Raw genomic sequence first — 21,710 nt, 5'->3', positions numbered from 1 at the left:
GCAGCCCGGCCTGAAATGCTTTCACGAAGGAAAGCGGCCGGCGGTATCCACCCTATCGTCGGTCCGGATCGCTCCGGACAATGCAGGCGCCGAAACAGCCTGCCGATAGAGACCCCGGCGAGCCGGGGGTTGCTGGCGCCTTAGGCCAGCTTGATCTCGACGTTCACGCCCGCGGCGAGATCGAGCTTCATCAGCGCGTCGACCGTCTGCGGGGTGGGCTGCACGATGTCGAGCAGCCGCTTGTGGGTACGCACCTCGAACTGCTCGCGCGACTTCTTGTCGATGTGCGGACCGCGGTTCACGGTGAATTTTTCAATGCGCGTCGGCAGCGGGATGGGACCGCGAATGAGGGCGCCCGTGCGACGTGCCGTATCGGCGATGTCGGTGGTGGCCTGATCCAGCACGCGGTGATCAAAGGCCTTCAGGCGAATGCGAATATTCTGCGTTTCCATGACTGTTCCAGTCGAATCCCGTCTGACGATGCGAAAGAGCCGAAATGGCCGGTTCCGACCTCCGCAAGGAAGCCGGATCGGCCATCAAAATTCTTTAAGCTACGAGCCGCGCGAATCAGTCCGAATCGCGCGGCTCGCGGCCCTATATTACTTTGTGATGGTCGCCACAACCCCTGCGCCGACCGTGCGGCCGCCTTCGCGAATCGCGAAGCGCAGACCCTGGTCCATGGCGATCGGAGCGATGAGCTTGACCGTCAGCTGGACGTTGTCGCCCGGCATGACCATTTCGGTGCCCTCGGGGAGGACGACCTCACCGGTGACGTCGGTGGTGCGGAAGTAGAACTGCGGACGATAGTTCGCAAAGAACGGCGTGTGACGGCCGCCTTCGTCCTTCGACAGGACGTACACTTCCGAGGTGAACTCGGTGTGCGGCGTGATCGAACCCGGCTTCGCCAGAACCTGGCCACGCTCGACTTCTTCACGGCCAACGCCACGGATCAGCGCACCGATGTTGTCGCCAGCCTGGCCCTGGTCGAGCAGCTTGCGGAACATTTCGACGCCGGTGACGGTCGTCTTCTTGGTGTCCTTGATGCCGACGATTTCGACTTCTTCACCAACCTTGACGATACCGGTTTCGACACGGCCGGTGACGACGGTGCCGCGACCCGAGATCGAGAACACGTCTTCGATCGGCATCAGGAAGGGCTTGTCGAGCGGACGCTCCGGCTGCGGGATCCATTCGTCGACGGCAGCCATCAGCTTCAGGATGGCTTCCTTGCCGATGTTGTCGTCGCGGCCTTCGAGGGCGGCGAGAGCCGAACCCGCGATGATCGGAATATTGTCGCCGTCGAAGTCGCGCTTCGAAAGTTCTTCGCGGATTTCGAGTTCGACGAGTTCGAGCAGTTCGGGATCGTCGAGCTGGTCAACCTTGTTGAGGAAGACGACCATGGTGGGAACGCCGACCTGCTTGGCGAGCAGGATGTGCTCCTTGGTCTGCGGCATCGGGCCGTCAGCGGCCGACACGACGAGGATCGCACCGTCCATCTGCGCGGCGCCGGTGATCATGTTCTTCACATAGTCGGCGTGGCCCGGGCAGTCGACGTGCGCATAGTGGCGCGCATCGGTTTCATATTCGATGTGGGCGGTCGAGATGGTGATGCCGCGCTCGCGCTCTTCCGGAGCCTTGTCGATGTTCGCGAAATCAACGGCGGTGCCGCCCTGAATTTCCGACAGAACCTTCGAGATCGCAGCGGTCAGCGAGGTCTTGCCATGGTCGACGTGACCGATGGTGCCAATGTTACAGTGCGGCTTCGTCCGCTCAAATTTAGCCTTAGCCATGTTTCTTGAACCTTCTTGTTCGCGTGTTGAGTTGATCAGTCCTGGACGAGCCCGCTGAATCAGGCGCCGCCCTTAATCGGTCTTGCCGCGCGGCGCAAGTCCGCGCTTGGTCGGTCGGCCGTGCGGGGCGACACCCCGCACGGACAAACCAGATCAGGCCATCTTCGCCTTCACTTCGTCGGCGACGTTGTTCGGCACTTCTTCATAGTGCGAGAACTGCATCGTGTACTGCGCACGTCCCTGGGTGAAGGAACGCAGCTGGTTCACATAACCGAACATATTGGCAAGCGGCACGATGGCTTCAACCACCTGGGCGTTGCCGCGGCTGTCGGTGCCTTGAATCTGGCCACGACGGCTGTTGAGGTCGCCGATCACGTCGCCCATGAATTCTTCAGGGGTGACGACTTCGACCTTCATGACCGGTTCGAGCAGCTTGATGCCGGCCTTCGCCGCCACTTCGCGCATCGCCGCACGGCCCGCGATTTCGAACGCCAGCGCCGACGAGTCGACGTCGTGATACGCGCCGTCGGTCAGCTTGATTTCGAAGTCGATGATCGGGAAGCCGATCATGTGGCCGTTTTCGGCGCTTTCGCGCATGCCCTTTTCGACCGACGGGATATATTCGCGCGGAATGTTGCCGCCCTTGATCTCGTCGATGAAGGTGATGCCCGATCCGCGCTCGCCGGGGGCGACGCTGACCTTGACGCGGCCGAACTGGCCCGAGCCGCCCGACTGCTTCTTGTGGGTATAGTCGATGTCCACGGCCTTCGCGAGCGATTCGCGGTACGCCACCTGCGGCGCGCCGACATTCGCTTCGACCTTGAACTCGCGCTTCATGCGATCGACGAGAATGTCGAGGTGAAGCTCGCCCATGCCCTTGATGATCGTCTGGCCCGATTCATGGTCGGTCGAAACGCGGAACGAGGGATCCTCGGCGGCCAGGCGGTTGAGCGCGATGCCCATCTTTTCCTGGTCGGCCTTGGTCTTGGGTTCGACCGACAGCTCGATGACCGGCTCGGGGAATTCCATACGCTCGAGGATGATCGGTGCGTTGTTGGCGCACAGCGTGTCCCCGGTCGTGGTTTCCTTCAGGCCGGCGAGCGCGACGATGTCGCCCGCATAGGCTTCCTCGATGTCCTCACGCGAGTTGGCGTGCATGAGGAGCATACGGCCGATCTTTTCCTTCTTGTCCTTCACCGAATTGAGGTAGCTGCCCTTCGACAGCGTACCCGAATAGATGCGGGCAAAGGTCAGCGATCCGACGAACGGGTCGTTCATGATCTTGAACGCCAGCAGCGACAGCGGCGCCGCGTCCGAGGTTTCACGGCTGTCGGGCTGATCGGTCGCCGGGTTGATGCCCTGAACGTCGGGAATGTCGAGCGGCGAAGGCAGATAGTCGACAACCGCGTCGAGCAGCGCCTGGACGCCCTTGTTCTTGAACGACGAACCGCACAGCACGGGCACGAACGCCTGCGCCAGCGTACCCTTGCGGATCAGCGCCTTCAGCGTCGCGACGTCGGGCAGCGTGCCTTCGAGATAGGCTTCCATCGCCGCGTCATCCTGTTCGACGGCGAGTTCGACCAGCTTTTCGCGATATTCGGCGGCCTTGTCCTTCATGTCGGCCGGAATGTCTTCATAGAAGAATTCGGCGCCCAGGCTTTCATCCTTCCAGATGATCGCGCGTTCGTTGACCAGGTCGACGAGGCCGATGAAGTCGCTTTCGGCGCCGATCGGCAGATAAAGCACGGCCGGGACCGCACCCAGGCGATCGATGATCGTCTGGACGCAATAATAGAAATTGGCGCCGGTGCGGTCGAGCTTGTTGACGTAGCACATCCGCGGAACCTTGTACTTGTCCGCCTGGCGCCACACGGTTTCCGACTGCGGCTCGACGCCCGCAACGCCGTCGAACGCGGTGATCGCGCCGTCGAGCACGCGCAGGCTGCGTTCGACTTCGATGGTGAAGTCGACGTGGCCGGGGGTGTCGATGATGTTCAGGCGATGTTCGGGGCCCTTGCCCTCATCGGCCTTCCACAGACAGGTCGTCGCGGCCGACGTGATGGTGATGCCGCGTTCCTGTTCCTGTTCCATCCAGTCCATGGTGGCGGCGCCGTCGTGGACTTCGCCGATCTTGTAGGACTTGCCGGTGTAATAGAGGATACGCTCGGTCGTGGTGGTCTTGCCGGCGTCGATGTGCGCCATGATACCGAAATTGCGATAGCGTTCGAGCGGATGGCTGCGTGCCATGATCTTTTCCTTGGATGTGGGGGGTGGCCGCTGCGGCCGCCCCCGATATAGGAAGAATTGTTACGATTGCGAGACGGCGGACCGCCCGCGCGCTTACCAGCGGTAGTGCGAGAAGGCGCGGTTGGCTTCGGCCATGCGGTGCGTGTCTTCGCGCTTCTTCACCGCGTTGCCGCGATTGTTCGACGCATCGAGCAGTTCACCCGACAGGCGCGCGGCCATCGTGGTTTCGCTGCGGTTGCGGGCCGCGGTGATCAGCCAGCGGATCGCCAGCGCCTGGGCGCGGTCCGGGCGGACTTCGACGGGAACCTGATAGGTCGCACCGCCGACGCGGCGGCTGCGCACTTCGATGTTCGGGCGGATGTTCGCCAGCGCTTCGTGGAACACGCCGAGCGGCTCCTTCTTGGCGCGGGCTTCGACCGCTTCGAGGGCACCATAGACGATGCGTTCGGCGACGGACTTTTTACCGTCGAGCATGACGCTGTTCATGAACTTGGACAGCACGATATCCCCAAAACGGGGATCGGGCAGGATTTCGCGACGTTCGGGACGGCGACGACGAGCCATGGGGTATTCCTTTACAACAGCATCCCGGCGCGACTGCGCTCACGGGATGATCAATAGCCGAAAAAAGCGGTCCTTACTTCGGACGCTTCGCGCCGTACTTCGAACGGCTCTGCTTGCGGTCCTTCACACCCTGGGTGTCGAGCACGCCGCGCAGGACGTGGTAGCGCACGCCGGGAAGGTCGCGCACACGGCCGCCGCGGATGAGCACGACCGAGTGCTCCTGCAGGTTGTGGCCTTCGCCGGGGATGTAGGAGATCACTTCGCGGCTGTTGGTCAGGCGGACCTTGGCCACTTTACGAAGCGCCGAGTTCGGCTTTTTCGGGGTGGTCGTATAGACACGGGTGCAAACGCCGCGCTTCTGCGGGTTTGCGTCCATCGCCGGGACCTTGGACTTCGCCTTCTGCGGCGTCCGGCCCTTGCGGACCAGCTGGTTGATCGTGGGCATGAATGCTTCACCTTCAAATGTCCGCCCATAAGGAGCGAACGGTTACTCTACCGCGGTGGATGAAGCTCCGGCCCGACCGCCCAAAAAGGCGAAAAAGGGCCGACCTTGTAACAGCAAAAGACCCCGGCAGATCGCATGATCTTCCGGAGGCTCCATCCGCGCCAGCAATGTTCAAGCGCTGTTGTGACTCGAAAACCGCGACAAAGCGCCATTTCCGAGCAGGCGGCCCTCTAGCGGCGAAAGCCGCCGCGGTCAATGGGGCATGGCGGGCAGCGCCGGACGGAGCGGGACGGGGCGGTCATCACCGCGCCGCCGCCCACCGAACCATCGCCTACTCGTCGTTATAGATGCCGACCTCGTGCATCCCGGCGCTCGACATCCGGCCCCGGTACATGCCCTCGGTGTTGAAGCTGAAGGCCGAGGCACCGTCGGGGCCCGCCACGATCACACCGCCGGTGCCGCCCAGCTCGCGCACCTCCGCCATCACCTCGTCGGCCGCCGTTTGCAGCGACGCGCCCGACAGGCGGACCCGCGCACAGATTTCCTGCGCGACGCCGACACGGATGAAATATTCGCCGGCGCCCGTCGCCGACACGGCGCAGGATCGGTCGTCGGCATAGGTGCCCGCGCCGATGATCGGCGAATCGCCGATGCGGCCCCATCTTTTCCCCGTCAGTCCGCCGGTCGAGGTTGCCGCGGCCAGATGACCGCGCATGTCGAGCGCGACGGCGCCCACCGTCCCGAATTTCTGGTCGATGTCAAAGGCCGACACCTTCTTGTCCCCCGCCTCGCGGCGCAGAAAATTCTCGATCTGCTCGCGGCGGCGCGGTGTCGCAAACCAGCTCGGCGGCATTTGCTCGACCCCGCGCTCGGCCGCGAAGCCGTCGGCGTCGGCCCCGGTCAACAGAACATGGCGCCCGTCGCGAAGCACCGCGCGGGCCGCCGCGATCGGATGGCGACTGGTCGTCAGCCGCGCCACCGCACCCGCCTCGCGCGTCCGGCCGTCCATGATCGATGCGTCGAGTTCATTGGTGCGGTCATGGGTGAAAACCGCGCCGCGCCCCGCGTTGAACAGCGGATTGTCCTCCATCACTTCGACCGCGGCCTGCACCGCGTCGAGCGCGCTGCCACCATCCTTCAGCACCGCCTGGCCTGCGGCGAGCGCCTGATCGATCGCCGCCCGATATTCGGCATCCTGTTGCGGGGTGATGCGGTCACGGCGCAGCGTGCCCGCACCGCCATGAACCACCAGCGTCCAGCCGCCGGTCGCGGCGCGCGTGGCGGCGTCCCCGGTCTGCGTCTGCGGCCGGGGCGGCGCCGCCGCATCGGCAAAGGGTTCGGGCGACACGGCGGGCGCGGCGGGCGCCGACGCCGCCGCCTGCGAGGCGATCAATACCGCCAAAAAGGATGAGAGCATGAGATTTAACCTTTTGATATATAAGAATATTATTATCGACCGGTCAGTCCACCACCTTGCCCTGCGCCATCACGAAAGCGACGCTCTTCAGCACGCGCACATCGGCCAGCGGGTCGCTCGCCACCGCGATGATATCGGCGCTCTTGCCCGGCGCGATGGTCCCGATCTCATTGGCAAGGCCCAGCAAGTCGGCGGCGTTCACCGTTGCCGCCTTGATCGCGTCGAGCGGCGTCATGCCATGCTGGACCATCAGTTCGAACTCGTCGCCGTTGCGGCCATGCTTCGACACGCCCGCATCGGTGCCAAAGGCAATGCGGACCCCGCGCGGGACAAGCTGTTCCAGGCTCTTGCCGGTGATCGATATCCGCCATTTGATCTTAGCAAGCACATCGGGTTCATAGGCATCGGGATTGGCGGCCAGCCGTTCCTTATATCCGTTCACGGTCGACAGCGTCGGGACATAATAGGTCTTGGACTTCGCCCAGGCGGCGATCGTCGCTTCGTCCAGGATCGTGCCATGCTCGATCGAATCGGCGCCCGCGCTCAGCGCCAGGCGAATGCCGTCGGCCCCATGGGCGTGAACCGCGACCTTTTTCCCGAACATATGCGCGGTGTCGACGATCGCCTGCGCCTCGTCGTCGAACATCTGCTTGCCGAGCCCGGCGCCGATCCGGCTGTTCACCCCGCCGGTCGATGCGAATTTGATCACGTCGGCGCCGCGCCCGATCTGCTGGCGCACCGCCCGGCGGCAATCCTCCGCGCCGTTGCACGTATTGCCCGCGCCGTCGAAATGGGGGCGAAGCTCGTCGCGAAAGCCCAGGGCGCCATCCATATGTCCCGACGTGCCCGAAATCGACAGGCCGGCATCGACGATGCGCGGCCCCTGGACCTTGCCCGCCGCGACGGCATCGCGCAGCGCCAGCGTCGCGCCGTCGCCATCGCCCAGATTGCGAACCGTGGTGAACCCGGCGCGCAGCGTCTTCATTCCGTTGATTTCGGCGTTGAACGCCTGCGCCGCGGGGCTGAGCGTCAGATCCTCCAGCTGCCCGGCCAGACCGCCGGTGTCGCTGGTCAGATGGACGTGGCTGTCGATCAGACCGGGCAGGACATATTTGTCCTTCAGGTCGATCAGCTTCGCGCCCGGTTCGGCGGCCTGAAATCCATCGGCGATCGACAGGATGCGGCCATTTTCAACGATGATCGTAGAGGCGCCGCGTACCGGCTTGCCCGGTTCGGCCATCAACTGGCCGGCGTGAATGACGGTGCGCCCCGCGGTCTGCGCGGTCGCCGGCGCGGCGAACATGGCGGCGGCAAGCACGGCCGGGACGAAAGAAACGAACTTCATATGGCAACCCCTGTTGTCGATGGCCGGGGGGTTAAAGCCGATCGTGACGCACACGTAAAGCGGCGTTGCCGCGTCTGCGACGAGCCGGTAAGCGGCGCTGCATGAACGCGCGCATCGACCATATCGATTGTTGGATCTTCGATCTCGACAATACGCTTTATTCGCCGTCGGCGCAGCTGTTCGACCTGATCGACGAGCGGATGGGCGCCTTCATCATGCGCCTGCTCGATGTCGACGCGGACGAGGCGCGGCGCGTGCAGAAACAATATTTTCACGACCATGGCACGACCATGGCCGGCCTGATGCGGCACCACGGCGTCGATCCGGAGGATTTTCTGGTCGATGTCCATGACATCGCGCTCGACCGTATCGCTCCCTGCGACCGGCTGCGGGCGGGCCTGGCCCGGCTGCCGGGGCGCAAGCTGATATTCACCAACGCCGACGCCGACTATGCCGCGCGGGTTCTGGACGCGCGCGGGATCGCCGATCTGTTCGACGGGATATGCGACATTCGCGCGACCGCCTATATCCCCAAACCCGATCCCGCCGCCTATGCGGCCATGATCGGTCATCTTGGGCTCGACCCGGCGACCAGCCTGTTCGTCGAGGATATGGCACGCAATCTGACGCCTGCAAAAGCGCTGGGAATGACGACCGTATGGCTGGACAATGGCAGCGAAAGCGGCCATCGCGACCACCTGCCGGACCATATTGATTTCCACGTGAACGATATCACCGACTGGCTCGACACGCTTCCGGACCATTTGGGGCCGCAACCTTGGGGAATTTCATGACCACCGACCTGATTTCGACGATCGAAGCCGCTTGGGATGCGCGCGACGGGCTTGGCCTTTCGACGCAGGGCGCGGTTCGCGACGCGGTCGAAACGGCGCTCGCGGGCCTCGACGACGGCAGCTTTCGCGTCGCCGAACGCGACGACAGCGGCCAGTGGCAGGTCAACCAGTGGCTCAAAAAGGCGGTGCTGCTCTCGTTCCGCCTCAACGACATGGCGATCATCGAAGACGGGCCGGGGGGCGCCAACTGGTGGGACAAGGTGCCGTCGAAGTTCGTCGGCTGGGGTGAAAACCGGTTTCGCGAAGCCGGTTTCCGCGCGGTTCCCGGTGCCATCGTCCGCCACGGCGCGCATATCGGAAAGGGCGCGGTGCTGATGCCCAGCTTCGTCAACATCGGCGCGCGCGTCGGTGAAGGCACGATGGTCGACACCTGGGCGACGGTCGGCAGCTGCGCCCAGATCGGCGCCAATGTCCACCTCTCTGGCGGCGCCGGGATCGGCGGCGTCCTCGAACCGCTCCAGGCCGGACCGGTGGTGATCGAGGATGGCGCCTTCATCGGCGCCCGCGCCGAAGTCGCCGAAGGCGTGATCGTGCGCGAGGGCGCGGTGCTGTCGATGGGGGTCTATCTCGGTGCATCGACCAAGATCGTCGACCGTGCGACGGGCGAGGTGTTTATCGGCGAAGTTCCCGCCTTCTCGGTTGTCGTACCAGGCACAATACCAGGCAAACCGCTTCCCGACGGAACGCCGGGCCCCTCGCTCTATTGCGCGGTCATCGTCAAGCGCGTCGATGCCAAGACGCGGGCCAAGACGGGCATAAACGAACTGCTCCGCGACTGATCCTCGAAAAAGGGCAGGGGGGACGCCTCCTTTTCCCGCAATTGTCCCCTTGGTTGTAAGCGTCGCAGATTCTGACATAATTCTGCGACGCAGATCCTTATGACACGCCCCCGAAGAATGATGGTCGGCGAAACCGGGTTTTGCCGACGACAATGGGGGATGCCGGTATGCGTGCGATCGCGGGAAAACTGACACTTGCCTTCGCCCCGCTGCTGGCGGGGCTGCCGGCGGCGGCGCAGGAAAGCGCGGCGCCCAGCGCGTCGGCGCCAGAGGAAGAAGCCGCACCGATCAACGGCGCCACCCGCTATCGGCCCGCTGATTTTGCTCGTTTCGCGCCGCGGACCGCGCTCGATATGGTCGAAAAAATCCCCGGCTTCGTGATCGCCACGGGGTCCAATGGCGGATCGCGCGGGCTCGGCGCCGCCACCGAGAATCTTCTGATCGACGGCGAACGCATCGCCAACAAGGCAAGCGATGCCCGCGCCACCCTGTCGCGCCTGTCGGCCGCGCAGGTCGCCTATATCGACATCGTCGACGGCGCCAGCCTCGATGTTCCGGGCCTGACGGGGCAGGTCGCCAATGTCAGGCTTGTCGCGGGAAGCGGCGCCGGGCGCCGTTTTACCACGACGCTGCGCTGGCAACCCGAATGGCGTCCGGGGCTGGAGGATAATTGGCTGCGCGGGGACATTGCGACCAGCGGGACGATCGGCGGGGTCGGCGTGACGCTGGCGCTCAAGAATGAAGCCACGCGCCAGGGTCATTGGGGGCCCGAATTCGTCCGCGACGGCGCGGGGCTTCCTCTCTTCGTCCGGCAGGAACATGCCGCATATGACAGCGACCGGCCGCGCCTTTCCGCCGCCCTGTCGCGCGCTGCGGCGAACGGCGATAAATGGAACGCGAATATCGGGGTCCAACGCCAACTGATCAACGAACGCATTCGCGGCGAATCGATTCAACCAGCGGCCGGGCGCGTGCGCGAACGCTTCTCCTCGCGCGAGGATGAATGGAATATCGACGTCGGCGGCGACTATGAACTGGGTCTTGGCGGCGGGCGGCTGAAACTGATCGGCCTCTATCGGTTCGAACACAGCCCGACGCTCGACATCTTTCGCATCAACCGCGAAACGGGCGGCGAAAGCGGCGAACGATTCCGGCAAACCGCCGATGAAAGCGAAAGCATCCTGCGCGGCGAATATAGCTGGCGTACCTCGGGGGGCAGCGATTGGCAGGTCGCGCTCGAGGGGGCGTACAACATGCTCGACATCGACGCCGAATTCGCGCGCCTCCAGCCCGGCGGGGCCTTTCTACCCGTGGTTTTCGGCGGCGAACATGTGCGGGTGGAGGAAAAGCGCGGCGAGGCGTCGTTGACCTGGGGGCGGACGCTGGCCGATGGCTTGACCGCGCAGGTCAATCTCGGCGTCGAATACAGCGAACTGGCCTCCAGCGGCGCCAATGGGCTGACGCGGCATTTTGTCCGGCCAAAGGGCAAGGCGGCGCTCGCCTGGAAAGTCGGTCCGCGAACCACGGTAAACTGGCATATTCAGCGCCGCATCGACCAGCTGTCCTTCTTCGACTTCGCCAGTTCTGTGAACCTTTCGAATAATAACGGCAATTCCGGAAACACCCACCTCATCCCTCCAGTCCTGAATCGTACCGAATTGGAACTGGTGCGAGACATGGGCCGCTGGGGCAATGCATCAGCCGCAATCGCTTACGCCTATGCCCAGGATCTCGTCGATCAGATTCCTCTGTCCGCAATCAGCGAGGGAAGAGGTAACCTGCCACCAGCCCATCTATTCCGCGTCAGCGGTAAAGCAACGCTATTGCTCGATCCCGTGGGATGGATAGGCGCTCGGATCAACGCCGATGTGACTTTCCGTCGGAACAGGGTTCGCGATCCGCTTATAAATGTGTGGCGCGACCAGAGCTACGGCAAGGAATATGTCGTCGATCTGAGCTTGCGACACGACATTCCAGGAACCGACATCGCCTGGGGTAGTGGCTATTTCGACGAACGCGAAAGTCCCAATATACGGCTCGATGCCGTCGAGAACGGGTTCACGACGGCGCCGTTCGTCTCTGCATTCATCGAACACAAGAACATCGCAGGTTTTACGGTCAAGCTATCGTACCGAAATTTGGCGAACATGAAGGATGCGTTCGATCGCACGGTTTTCGTCGAGCGACGCGACGGTCCCGTGGCGTTCAACGAGAGCAGACGACGGCGTTTCGGCCAGTTTTTGCAACTGACCGTAACCGGCACGATTTGATCCGGTACCCCAGTTGGTGCCCCTTTCCAGAACCGGCCCGATTTTCGAACACCACTCTGCGTTACGAAACGCTCAGCGTTCACTCAGATAATAGCGCTCTCCCGCAGCCAGATCGTCAGCAAGATCAAAGACAATCGGCTGGCCCGTCGGAATTTCGAGTCCGGTGATGTCGGCATCTGAAATGCCCGACAGGTGCTTTACCAGCGCCCGCAAGCTGTTTCCGTGAGCAGAGATCAACACGGTTTTTCCTGCTCTCAACTGCGGAACGATCGCGCTTTCATAATATGGTAGGACGCGAGCGATCGTGTCCTTCAGGCTTTCAGTCGATGGAATGTCGATGCCAGCGTAGCGGGGGTCGGTCGACAAATCCCAAGGCGACCCCGCATCGAGCGGCGGCGGCGGGGTATCGAAACTGCGGCGCCAGATCTTGACCTGATCCTCACCATGCTTGGCGGCCGTCTCCGCCTTGTCGAGCCCGGTCAATCCGCCGTAGTGACGCTCATTGAGTCGCCAATCCTTGGTCACCGGAAGCCAGAGACGTCCCATCGCTTCGAGCGCGAGGTTGAGCGTCTTGATCGCGCGCGTCTGAACCGAAGTGAAACAGGCATCAGGCGCGATGCCTTTATCCTTCATCAGCTGCCCTGCCGCCCAGGCCTCTGCCGCACCCTTTTCCGTGACATCGACATCCCACCAGCCGGTGAAGCGATTTTCCAGATTCCATTGCGACTGACCGTGACGGATGAGGATAAGCTGCGGCATCGACTGTCCTTCCTGAAGCGGCGCTCGACCGAGCGATTCGCCGCCCCATAGCGCGCAGAACGCCTCAGGACCACCGCCCCCTTGAAATGGTTTCGGCGCATACCAGATTCAGATCATCCGGTCGCCGCAACGGGACCGGGTGACGGCAGCGGCAAACAAGTCACTGCCCCATCGCTTCGCTTTGACAAGGAAGATATGATCATGCGCAACAGTTTCGACTGGACCCCTTACCGCCGCTCGACCGTGGGCTTCGACCGTCTGTTCGATTTCCTCGAAAGCAGTGGTTCGGCAGACAACTACCCTCCCTTCGACATCGAAAAGATCGCCGACGATCATTTTCGTATCACGGTCGCTGTCGCCGGCTTCAAGGGCAACGAGATCGACATTACCGCCCAGCAGAACATGCTGTCCGTCAGTGGACGCAAAGCGCCTGCCGCCGAAGGCGAAGGCCGGCAGTTGTTGTACAGCGGCATCGCTACGCGCGCGTTTGAACGTCGCTTCCAGCTCGCCGATTTCGTTCGCGTTGATCGCGCTGACCTCGCCGATGGCCTGCTCGTGATCGATTTGGTGCGCGAAGTGCCCGACGCGATGAAGCCGCACAAAATTGTGATCGGTGGCGGAAAGCCGACTTTAGTGGTGGACGGCGAGCAAGCGGCCGCCTGAACCGAACAACAGGTTCTCGATAGTCTGTCGAACGGGGTCCGGGGTCCCTTGCGGACCCCGTTCTGACATCGATTGAGAAAAATGACGTAAAGCGACGCAAGGGTGCCGACCGACACTCCGATTACAGGCTGCGCGTCATGAAACAATTGAATCGATCAAGCTGATAGTCAGCGAATGGGTCGCATTCGACAAAGCCAAGCCGGCGATAAAGCGCTAGGGCTGGCGCGAAAGCTTCACCGGTTCCGGTCTCAAGGCTTAGTCGCTCGATGCCCCGCGTGCGGGCCTCCGTCATGATATGTTCAAGCATCCGCGATGCGACGCCCTGCCGCAGGAAAGCGTCGGCCGTACGCATCGACTTGAGCTCGCCATGCCGCGCATGGAGAAGTTTCAGCGCGCCGCAGCCAGCGAGGGTACCACCATGATGGATCGACCAGAATGTAACATCGGGTCCATTCAACGCATCGAAATCCAGGAAATGGCAGCTTCCCGGTGGCGAGTTCGCGCGCATGGCGGCAAAATGTCGTTCAAGTAGAGCGCGAACCGGCAAACCCGACAGGTCATCGACAATGATCCGCCAATTGTCGCGGCTCGCGCCCGCGATCACAGCATCTGATCTAATGTGACCAGACAGGCGTGAGCCAGTAGTTTTGAACGCTCGGGTGACCATCCCTGCGCGCTATCAGGCAGATCGTCATTATCCTTGAACGGCATTTCCAGCGTCATCGACACAGCACCGAAGCGTTCGGCGATCTGGGTGGTCGACATCGACAGATTGGCCTGTCCCGGGGCCGATACAGCATAGCCAAGACGCGTTTGAAAATCGGGGGTGTTGGAGGAGAGGGTTTTTTGGAATGTCTGGTAATTTTCTGACTGTTTCACAGTGACCGAGGGGATCCCCTCGAACCCGGCCACGAAAACCGCCGGAATTGCTTCGTCTCCGTGGATATCCATGGCCCAGTCGACGCCGCTTTCGTCCATGGCATTGCGCACGCAAAGCACCTCCGGACTGCGTTCTGCAGACGGTTTGTCCCATTCGCGGTTGAGATTCACGCCCGCGAAATTGGTGCGCAGATGCCCGCGCCGCGACCCGTCGGGATTCATGTTCGGCACGATATGGAAGCGACATTTCTGCCGCAGCGAACGCGCATGGGGATCGGCCGGGTCGGTAAGCTTTTCAAGCGCCCCTTCCATCCACCATTCGGCCATGCTCTCGCCCGGATGCTGCCGCGCATAGAGCCAGACCTGGACATCGCCGGTTCCCATTTCAAGGCAATCGATCGGCTGTCCTTCGAGGCTGGTGCCGAGACAACGATAGGTGACGCCCTCGCATTCGGCGACCGATGCCACCAGATCATGATGCCGTTCCATCGAGTAGGGCGCAAAATAAGCAACCCACAGGAGATCGCCTTCGGCGGTATGGCGGATCGTCAGCGTGCCGGCGTCATAGGAGGTGTCGAGCCGGAACCAATGTTCGCGGTCGTAGCTGGCACAGGCGGCATAGCCCGGCCAGCCGTCGGGATAGGCCGAAGCCTCGAGCCCGCCGATCGCGAGTTCCAGCGCGTCGCCCGCCGAACAGGCCACGCGAAAATGAAACCATTGAAAGAAATCGGATTCACGATCCTTGCGGATGGACAGGCGCGCATTGGTCCCGTCAATCGAATCCACGACGATATTGCCGCTGTCGAACGCGGCGTTGATGGTGATGGTCATGGGACCGTGATAGTGCGTCCGGATTCGCCGGGGAAGTCCTTGAATAAGGCTTCGGTCAATTTCGCCGCAGCCAGAGACGGCTGCGCCGCTGGCGCCTTTTCCGGAACCGCGGTCAGCGCCCGGCCTTCCCAAAGAGCCTGGCCGGTCGCGGCATCGTCGATCCGCACGGACAGTTGCAGATCCTGCATAGCCCGGGGCCCGCCGCCAAGATTGATGCCGATTCCAAGGCCGACACCCGAACCATAGCTGCCGGTCGATCCGCCGACCCCAACCGATACGGGCGATCGTTTCGCAAGACCCGCGCGGTCGGCGCGATCGAAGCCGATACGCACCTTGAGCGGCGCGGCGCCACCATCATCGGCGGGAACAAGACCCTGAAGCTGCAGCTGACGTTCCACCGCGACCCGGTAGCTGTTCCATTCGAGCGACGGCTGGGTCGCGCCGAGCATCGCCGCCGCATCGTTCAGCGGCACGGCGTCGATCACATAGCGCGTCCCCGCCGCCCAACCCGCGACGGCATTGCTGTGGAAACGGGTCACTTCGACCGGTGGAACGGCCGTCGCACAGCCGCCAAGCGCGAGCGCGGCGGCGGACAGCAACGCAGCAGATTTGTGACGCATCATGACGGGCATCATGCGCCACAAAAGATGGCTTGGCAATGAACGGCATAGCGGCCCGGCGCGTGCGCCGAGGCTGCGGTGAACCGATCAGCGGTAGAAGATGTGATTGTCGATCTGCGCGATGCGCGTCTTGCGCCAGCCGGGCGATACGTGACGGGCGTGAAAGAAGAGAGCGCCCGGTGCATGGTTCTTCCAACTGCCGTCCTGGGCGATCTGCGCAATGGCGATGGCATTATCCCACTGCTTGCCTTCGCGAATGCGCGGCATTTTGCCGCCGCGAATGAAGCTGAACTGGCTGCGCTGATAGACGACGCCGCACAGGCTGGCAGGAAAGCGACCCGACTGGGCGCGGTTGATCACGACATGCGCCACGGCAAGTTGACCGGGAAGCGATTCGCCGCGCGATTCGAAATAGACGGCGCCGGCAAGGCAGCGCAGTTCCGGATCGAGCGTCGCCGGCCGGGGCGTCACCGCGACAAGCGCCGCGAGCGATTCGGCCGTCAGCGGCTGAATAACGGGCTCGGCGTCATTGGTATCGGCGTTGGCATCGGCGATGATTTTTTCCACCGATGCTTCGATATCGGCGGGCGGTTGCGTCGCCGGTTCCCCTGCCACCGGATTGGCAGAGGGAAGGGCGATTGCGGGCCGATTGGCGTCAACGCCCAAATCATTGGCGAAACCAGGTTCCGCCAGTAGCAGCATGGTTGCGGCAGTCATGCCGACGGCAGCCACACTGGCAGCGTTCAGGATGCGACTCATATTGTCCGTCAAAAGGGCGGCTGATGGACCGAAACCTCAAAACAGGTGGGGGAAGACTTTGCTCCAGGCCACCTGCGGCCATCATCCGACTGCGTGTCCGAACCGTTCAATCGGACGCATCGGAAAAAACCGACGCAACCCGCGGGACGACCTACGCGTTGATCTGTCGGCGCCACCTATTGTGCGGCGCAACAGAGTCAAGTTATCGCCCCCCATTCGGCGACGAGCCGTGGCGCATCTGCGATATCCAGTTCAACGATCCACAGGTCGGGATCGGCCCTTCGCCGCCGGTCGTGATAGTTTGCGCGCGATTCATCATCCGCATCCGGACCGGGACCGACGGCTTCCCATAGCTGGCCGCCATCGAAGGAAAAGCGCCGTTCGAGCAACGGCCCAACCTGCCCCCGATCGCTGCATTGGACCAAAATCGTTCCCGCCCGATCGTCGCCCGCCGCCAGAATGGCCGCAAAACCGCCAGCCGCCTGCGTTTCACGCAGCAGCAAGTCGATGAGAAAGCGGCTGGTCAACCGCGTCATGGGAAAGCTGGTCGCGGCTCAGGCCGCGTCACGCGTTTCGCTGTCGGCGAGCATCGCATAGAGCGATTCGTCATTCTTTGCGCCGCGCAGACGTTCCGCAATGCTATCGTTGCGCAACATGCGCGACACGCCGGCCAGCGCCTTTAGATGATCGGCGCCCGCATCGAGCGGCGACAAAAGCACGAACAGCAGATCGACCGGCAGGCCGTCGACCGCGTTGAAATCGATCGGGCGCGCCAGTTGCAGGAACAGACCGCGCACGCCCGACAGGTCGGGCATCTTGGCATGGGGCAGGGCGATTCCCCGCCCGAAACCCGTCGACCCCAAGCGTTCCCGTTCGAGCAACGCCTCGCTGACTTCACCCGCATCGAGGCCGAGCGACCGGCTGGCGAGATCGCCCACGAAGGGAAACAGCGCCTTTTTCGAGTCGAGCTGCACGTGCGCGCGCACGGTCGCGGGATAGAGAAGGGTCGAAAGGTTCATCGCTTTGATCAAATCTTCTTGCCGCCGGGCAAGCGCCCAGCTGTCCCTTGACGATCATGGATCGGTCGTGTCGGAGCCCCGCCGTCCCGGCACAAGGGCAGTGTTGGGCGCGGCCCTTATGCCGGTTTGCGAAGAAAATCCAGCCCCTATCGTGGTTCAACCCAACCGATAGTGCCATCACGGCGGCGATAAACCATATTATGGGCGCCCGTCTTGCTGTTCACGAACAGCAGCGCATTGGTGTCGCGCAGGTCGAGCATCATCACCGCATCCGACACGCTGCTGGTCGGAATATCGACGCGGGTTTCGGCGATGATCGCCGGAGCGTCGCCCGCATCATCCCCTTCACCGCCGCCATCAAAGACGATGTAGCTGGCATTGTCGTCGATTTCCTCGACGGTCGGCGAACGCAATTGCCCGGCGCTGCTGTTGCGGTCCTTCAGCCGCCGCATATAGCGTCGGAGCTGTTTTTCGATCCGCTCGGCCGCGCCCTCGAACGCGACATGCGCATCCTGCGCCTGGCCGTGCCCCTTCAGCACCAGCCCCTGCATCACATGCGCCACGATATCGCACTGAAAACTGTCGTGCGGTCCTTTGCCGAACGTCGCATGCGCCCCGATGGCGCGCGAGAAATATTTGTCGGCAATCGCGTTCATCCGGTCGGAGACATGCGCCTGAAGCGCTTCACCGGTTTCGATCTGATGACCAGAGACGCGGATTTCCATTTTTCTTCTCCTTCACAGGTCTCGGTGACGGCGGGCGTCAACCACCATCACGGCTTATCGTGCCATAGCGGCTGATTCAGCATGGCAACGAATTCGGTATGACGCGCCAGTTCGGCGGGGGTTGCAGCATGGGCGCGCGCCTCGCGAAAAGGGCGGGACACGGAAGACGCCGACGCAGCGGATGCCGTGTGCGCAGGTGACGAGGCATCGCGCATCGACGCAAGGCCAAGGCCGATCTGACGCCCCCCGGTCATTTCGATATAGAGATGGGCGAGAAGTTCGGCGTCGAGCAGCGCGCCATGCTTGATACGGTGGCTGCGGTCGATGCCATAGCGGGTACACAGCGCGTCGAGGCTGTGCTTGGCGCCCGGATGCATCTTGCGCGCCATCTGGACGGTGCAGCACATGCGCGTCATGTCGAGCGCCGGACGCCCGGCACGCGCAAATTCGGCATTGATGAAGCCAAAGTCGAACGGGGCATTATGCGCCACCATCGGTGCATCACCCAGAAACTCGATCAGTTCATCGATTCGGCTTGCGAACAGAGGCTTGTCCGACAGGAATTGTGCCGACAGGCCGTGTACGGCCTCCGCTTCGGGCGGCATGTCGCGCTCCGGATTGAAATAGGCATGAAAGGTCCGCCCCGATTCCCGGCGATCGACCAGTTCGACGCATCCGATTTCCACCAGCCTGTGCCCGGCCTTGGGGTCGAGTCCCGTGGTTTCCGTATCGAAAATTATCTCGCGCATCGAAGCTTCAATATTGACCCTAACGGGTCCGGAAACAAGAGGCGATGGCGCGAATTTGACGATGCGTCTCGCTTTTCGGGCGACCGGTTTCGATCACGAAATCGGCGCGCATCCGCTTGACCCGGTCGGACACCTGCAAGCGCCGGATAGCCTTGAGTTTTGCGCGCGTCATGCCGGGGCGGCGGATCACCCGGCGGGTTTGCATCCAGGCCGGCGCCGACACCACCGCGATCGCCCCGACCTTGCGCCAGCCGCCCTTTTCAAACAGCAGCGGAATGTCGAGAACGACGACATCGCGCGCGCGATGCCGCATCAGGAACCGGTGCTGCGCCTTTGCCACTGCGGGATGGACGATGGCTTCGAGCGCGGCGAGTTCGTGGGTATTGCCAAGCACGCGGGCGCCGAGCTTTTGCCGGTCGACACCCTGGCGGCCGGTCGTGCCGGGAAAGCGGGCCTCGATCGCGGCGACCAACGCGCCGCCGGGTCCCTGCAGCCGGTGCACCTCGGCATCGGCATCGAACACCGGAACGCCCTCGCGCTCGAACATCGCGGCAGCGGTCGATTTCCCCATGCCGATCGACCCGGTCAGCCCGAGGATGAAAGGTCGGCGCAGCGTTCGGTGCGGGCGCTTGAAATGACTCATGCCAGAAGCAGCGCACGCAGCTCGTCGTCGCGTCCTTCGGGCGGCGCCACGCCAAAGAAAAGCTCGAACGCGAGCGCCGCCTGGCCGATCAGCATGTCGAGCCCGTCGACGGTTGCCAGCCCCCGTGCCGCCGCCGCCCGCAGAAGCCCGGTTTCGAGCGGCGAATAGACGAGATCATAGACGATCGCGTCTTCGGGAAGCGGCGAAAGATCGAGATCGAGCGCGGGTTGACCGGTCATCCCCAGGCTGCTCGCATTGACGAGCAGGGCGGCCGGCGGCAGCGGTGCGTCGAGCGCCAGTACCTCACCCTTCAGGCCGAAGGTGGCGAGCAGCCCCATCGCTTTCAGCGGCGAACGGTTGAGGATGGTGACAGGACCGGCCCCGGCCCGCGCGAGCGCAAACAGCACCGCTCGCGCCGCACCGCCCGCCCCGACGACAATGACTGGCGCCCCCGCCAGGTCGATTTCGGCAAGCGGGGCATAAAAGCCGGCCGCATCGGTGTTGGTCCCGATGAGCGATCCGTCGGGCTGGCGCACCACCGTGTTCATCGCACCGATCGTCGCCCGCACGTCGCCCGGATCGTCGACCAGATCCATGATCGCCGCCTTGTGCGGCATGGTGACATTGCAACCGCGCCAATCAGGATCGGTGCGGCGCCGTTCGACATAGGCGGCAAGATCGTCGGCCAGCACATGCGCGCGGCGATAATCGCCGGACAGGCCGAGTGCGTTTATCCAGAAACCGTGGATCAGCGGCGATTTCGACTGGGCGATCGGGTCGCCGATCACCTCGGCATAGGGAAGGCTGGTCATGATGTCCTGTTCATTGGGGGGCGAGGCCAGCCGCACGCAGCCAGCCGAGCAGCGGTAGCATCGGCATGCCGATGATGGTCCAGGGGTCGCCGTCGACCCGGTCGAACAATTGCACGCCCGCGCCCTCTATCTCATAGCAGCCGACGGTCCAGCGGATGCTGTCCCAATGGCGCGCCACATAGGCGTCGATGAAGGTGTCGGACAAGGGTCGCATCCACAGTTTCGCCTCGCCGATCGCCCGCCATACCGGCGCCCCGTCGCGGGCCGCGACCGCCGCGCTGAACAAGCGGTGGCGATTTCCCGCCAGCCGCCGCAGATGCGCCGCTGCCTCTTCGGGGCTTTCGGGTTTGGCGAGCATCCCGCCATCATCGAGTGCAAGGGTTGAATCGGCGCCGATCACCGTGACGCCAGGCAGGCGCGCGGAGATTTTGACGGCCTTTGCCTCGGCCAGGGCGTCGGCGATGTTGCGCGGCGTCTGTCCCGCCGCCAGCAGCGACGCGGTCAGCGCCTCTTCATCGACATGCGCGGGCGAGGTTTCGAAATCGAGCCCGGCCGCGCGCAGCATTGCCGCGCGCCCGCTGCTCTGTGAGGCCAGGAGCAAACGGGTCATGCCGGTTGCCGATCTTCGACCAGCTTGATGACCGCCGCCGCGGTTTCCTCGATCGAACGGCGGGTGACGTCGATCACCGGCCAGCCATTGTCGGCGAACATGCGGCGCGCATAGGCGATCTCCGCCTTCACCCGCTCATCATCGACATAGGCGGTTTCGGGCGCCTGATTCAGCGAGAGCAAGCGATTGCGGCGCACCTGGACCAGCCGGTCGAGCCCCGTCGTCAGCCCGACGACCATCGGCTTCTTGAGGTTGAACAGCGCATGGGGAGGCGGCGATTCGGGGACGATGGGGATATTCGCGGTCTTGTACCCGCGATTGGCGAGATAGATGCTGGTCGGGGTCTTGGACGTCCGTGATACGCCGGCAAGCACGATGTCGGCCTGTTCCCAATTTTCCCAGCCGATCCCATCATCATGCGCGACGGTGAACTGGATCGCCTCGACCCGGGCGAAATAGGCAGCATCGAGCACATGCTGGCGCCCCGGCCGCGCCTTTGCTTCCTGTCCCAACATGCGCGACAGTGCGTCGGTAACGGCGTCGAGCGCAGGAACGATCGGCAGCCCCTGGGCATCGGCGCGGCGCTCGAGGCTGGCGCGAAGCTCGCCATTGACGAGCGTGAAGAGGATCATTCCCGGGCTTGCCTGAACCTCGGCCATGATGCGGTCGAGATGCGATTCCGATCGTACCATCGGCCAGAAATGCCGCACCACTTCGACGTCATCGAACTGGGCGATCGCCGCCTTGGCAATATTTTCGAGCGTTTCCCCCGTGGAATCGGATATAAGGTGCAAATGAAGGCGGCTCATGCCGCACCATGACGCCCGCGCCGCCAAAATTGCAAGCCGCGAAGCGGTCGGGGCGCCCCGGCAACACCCCAAGACGGCCTGTGGATAAGTTTCCGCATAAGCCTGGAAGCAATCGGGCACC

General features: G+C 63.2%; 24 protein-coding genes. 4 read left to right on the top strand and 20 right to left on the bottom strand.

Annotated elements, in window-relative coordinates; translation table 11 throughout:
• Nucleotides 1-140: 140 nt before the first annotated feature.
• From rpsJ to U0S50_RS09560, 7 genes are all read right to left on the bottom strand, one after another.
• On the bottom strand, nucleotides 141-452 hold the full coding sequence (rpsJ, locus tag U0S50_RS09590; protein ID WP_011543089.1) for a 30S ribosomal protein S10: 312 nt from the start codon (nucleotides 450-452) through the stop codon (nucleotides 141-143).
• A 147-nt stretch (nucleotides 453-599) separates the two neighbouring features.
• Nucleotides 600-1,790 carry an elongation factor Tu gene (gene tuf, locus U0S50_RS09585; protein ID WP_322308551.1) on the bottom strand — a complete coding sequence of 397 codons (1,191 nt, stop codon included), beginning with the start codon at nucleotides 1,788-1,790 and terminating at the stop codon, nucleotides 600-602.
• Between the two features lie 153 nt (nucleotides 1,791-1,943).
• The gene (gene fusA, locus U0S50_RS09580) at nucleotides 1,944-4,037 is read right to left on the bottom strand and encodes an elongation factor G (RefSeq protein ID WP_322308550.1); all 2,094 of its coding nucleotides are present in this window, start codon (nucleotides 4,035-4,037) and stop codon (nucleotides 1,944-1,946) included.
• 93 nt (nucleotides 4,038-4,130) lie between these two features.
• Nucleotides 4,131-4,601, bottom strand: a complete 471-nt coding sequence (gene rpsG, locus U0S50_RS09575) for a 30S ribosomal protein S7 (RefSeq protein WP_322308549.1) — start codon at nucleotides 4,599-4,601, stop codon at nucleotides 4,131-4,133.
• 73 nt (nucleotides 4,602-4,674) lie between these two features.
• Nucleotides 4,675-5,046, bottom strand: a complete 372-nt coding sequence (rpsL, locus tag U0S50_RS09570; protein WP_058454342.1) for a 30S ribosomal protein S12 — start codon at nucleotides 5,044-5,046, stop codon at nucleotides 4,675-4,677.
• Between the two features lie 331 nt (nucleotides 5,047-5,377).
• Complete coding sequence (locus tag U0S50_RS09565) at nucleotides 5,378-6,463, bottom strand: isoaspartyl peptidase/L-asparaginase (protein WP_322308548.1); 1,086 nt, start codon at nucleotides 6,461-6,463, stop codon at nucleotides 5,378-5,380.
• Between the two features lie 43 nt (nucleotides 6,464-6,506).
• The gene (locus U0S50_RS09560; RefSeq protein ID WP_322308547.1) at nucleotides 6,507-7,808 is read right to left on the bottom strand and encodes an amidohydrolase family protein; all 1,302 of its coding nucleotides are present in this window, start codon (nucleotides 7,806-7,808) and stop codon (nucleotides 6,507-6,509) included.
• Between the two features lie 101 nt (nucleotides 7,809-7,909).
• Between U0S50_RS09560 and U0S50_RS09555 the strand changes: the two genes are divergently transcribed.
• From U0S50_RS09555 to U0S50_RS09545, 3 genes are all read left to right on the top strand, one after another.
• Nucleotides 7,910-8,602 carry a pyrimidine 5'-nucleotidase gene (locus U0S50_RS09555; RefSeq protein ID WP_322308546.1) on the top strand — a complete coding sequence of 231 codons (693 nt, stop codon included), beginning with the start codon at nucleotides 7,910-7,912 and terminating at the stop codon, nucleotides 8,600-8,602.
• On the top strand, nucleotides 8,599-9,441 hold the full coding sequence (gene dapD / locus U0S50_RS09550; protein ID WP_322308545.1) for a 2,3,4,5-tetrahydropyridine-2,6-dicarboxylate N-succinyltransferase: 843 nt from the start codon (nucleotides 8,599-8,601) through the stop codon (nucleotides 9,439-9,441). The genes U0S50_RS09555 and dapD overlap by 4 nt, the downstream gene beginning before the upstream one ends.
• Nucleotides 9,442-9,608: 167 nt before the next feature.
• Nucleotides 9,609-11,711 (top strand): Plug domain-containing protein, encoded by a 2,103-nt coding sequence (locus tag U0S50_RS09545; protein WP_322308544.1) that lies wholly within the window; start codon nucleotides 9,609-9,611, stop codon nucleotides 11,709-11,711.
• 72 nt (nucleotides 11,712-11,783) lie between these two features.
• Here the strand turns inward: U0S50_RS09545 and gpmA are convergent, their stop codons facing one another.
• Complete coding sequence (gpmA, locus tag U0S50_RS09540; protein ID WP_322308543.1) at nucleotides 11,784-12,470, bottom strand: 2,3-diphosphoglycerate-dependent phosphoglycerate mutase; 687 nt, start codon at nucleotides 12,468-12,470, stop codon at nucleotides 11,784-11,786.
• 201 nt (nucleotides 12,471-12,671) lie between these two features.
• Here gpmA and U0S50_RS09535 point away from each other — a divergent pair, with 201 nt between their 5' ends.
• On the top strand, nucleotides 12,672-13,133 hold the full coding sequence (locus tag U0S50_RS09535) for an Hsp20 family protein (protein WP_322308542.1): 462 nt from the start codon (nucleotides 12,672-12,674) through the stop codon (nucleotides 13,131-13,133).
• Nucleotides 13,134-13,254: 121 nt separating this feature from the next.
• Here the strand turns inward: U0S50_RS09535 and U0S50_RS09530 are convergent, their stop codons facing one another.
• The 12 genes from U0S50_RS09530 to U0S50_RS09475 all read right to left on the bottom strand — a co-directional run bounded on the left by U0S50_RS09530 (nucleotide 13,255) and on the right by U0S50_RS09475 (nucleotide 21,589).
• On the bottom strand, nucleotides 13,255-13,737 hold the full coding sequence (locus tag U0S50_RS09530; RefSeq protein ID WP_322308541.1) for a GNAT family N-acetyltransferase: 483 nt from the start codon (nucleotides 13,735-13,737) through the stop codon (nucleotides 13,255-13,257).
• A complete protein-coding gene (locus U0S50_RS09525; RefSeq protein ID WP_322308540.1) occupies nucleotides 13,734-14,843 on the bottom strand; it encodes a M14-type cytosolic carboxypeptidase in 1,110 nt (369 codons plus the stop codon). Before U0S50_RS09525 ends, U0S50_RS09530 begins: the two co-directional genes overlap by 4 nt.
• Complete coding sequence (locus U0S50_RS09520) at nucleotides 14,840-15,466, bottom strand: DUF4136 domain-containing protein (protein WP_322308539.1); 627 nt, start codon at nucleotides 15,464-15,466, stop codon at nucleotides 14,840-14,842. The genes U0S50_RS09525 and U0S50_RS09520 overlap by 4 nt, the downstream gene beginning before the upstream one ends.
• Nucleotides 15,467-15,550: 84 nt before the next feature.
• A complete protein-coding gene (locus tag U0S50_RS09515; protein WP_322308538.1) occupies nucleotides 15,551-16,222 on the bottom strand; it encodes a cell wall hydrolase in 672 nt (223 codons plus the stop codon).
• Nucleotides 16,223-16,419: 197 nt separating this feature from the next.
• Complete coding sequence (locus tag U0S50_RS09510) at nucleotides 16,420-16,758, bottom strand: DUF1491 family protein (protein ID WP_322308537.1); 339 nt, start codon at nucleotides 16,756-16,758, stop codon at nucleotides 16,420-16,422.
• 18 nt (nucleotides 16,759-16,776) lie between these two features.
• A complete protein-coding gene (locus U0S50_RS09505) occupies nucleotides 16,777-17,241 on the bottom strand; it encodes a PTS sugar transporter subunit IIA (RefSeq protein WP_322308536.1) in 465 nt (154 codons plus the stop codon).
• Between the two features lie 146 nt (nucleotides 17,242-17,387).
• The gene (hpf, locus tag U0S50_RS09500; RefSeq protein WP_322308535.1) at nucleotides 17,388-17,966 is read right to left on the bottom strand and encodes a ribosome hibernation-promoting factor, HPF/YfiA family; all 579 of its coding nucleotides are present in this window, start codon (nucleotides 17,964-17,966) and stop codon (nucleotides 17,388-17,390) included.
• 47 nt (nucleotides 17,967-18,013) lie between these two features.
• Nucleotides 18,014-18,715 carry a DNA polymerase III subunit epsilon gene (dnaQ, locus tag U0S50_RS09495; protein ID WP_322308534.1) on the bottom strand — a complete coding sequence of 234 codons (702 nt, stop codon included), beginning with the start codon at nucleotides 18,713-18,715 and terminating at the stop codon, nucleotides 18,014-18,016.
• A 19-nt stretch (nucleotides 18,716-18,734) separates the two neighbouring features.
• Nucleotides 18,735-19,358: a dephospho-CoA kinase gene (coaE, locus tag U0S50_RS09490; protein WP_322308533.1), complete on the bottom strand. Its 624-nt coding sequence runs from the start codon at nucleotides 19,356-19,358 to the stop codon at nucleotides 18,735-18,737.
• Complete coding sequence (gene aroE / locus U0S50_RS09485) at nucleotides 19,355-20,170, bottom strand: shikimate dehydrogenase (protein WP_322308532.1); 816 nt, start codon at nucleotides 20,168-20,170, stop codon at nucleotides 19,355-19,357. Before aroE ends, coaE begins: the two co-directional genes overlap by 4 nt.
• A 10-nt stretch (nucleotides 20,171-20,180) precedes the next feature.
• Nucleotides 20,181-20,780 carry a Maf family protein gene (locus tag U0S50_RS09480; protein WP_322308531.1) on the bottom strand — a complete coding sequence of 200 codons (600 nt, stop codon included), beginning with the start codon at nucleotides 20,778-20,780 and terminating at the stop codon, nucleotides 20,181-20,183.
• Complete coding sequence (locus U0S50_RS09475; protein WP_322308530.1) at nucleotides 20,777-21,589, bottom strand: pyruvate, water dikinase regulatory protein; 813 nt, start codon at nucleotides 21,587-21,589, stop codon at nucleotides 20,777-20,779. The genes U0S50_RS09480 and U0S50_RS09475 overlap by 4 nt, the downstream gene beginning before the upstream one ends.
• Nucleotides 21,590-21,710: the final 121 nt, after the last annotated feature.

The sequence above is a fragment of the Sphingopyxis sp. genome (genome assembly GCF_034380315.1).
Taxonomy (GTDB): Bacteria; Pseudomonadota; Alphaproteobacteria; order Sphingomonadales; family Sphingomonadaceae; genus Sphingopyxis.
Note: the sequence above shows the minus strand (reverse complement) of the source record. Positions and strands in the feature narration are given on the sequence as shown.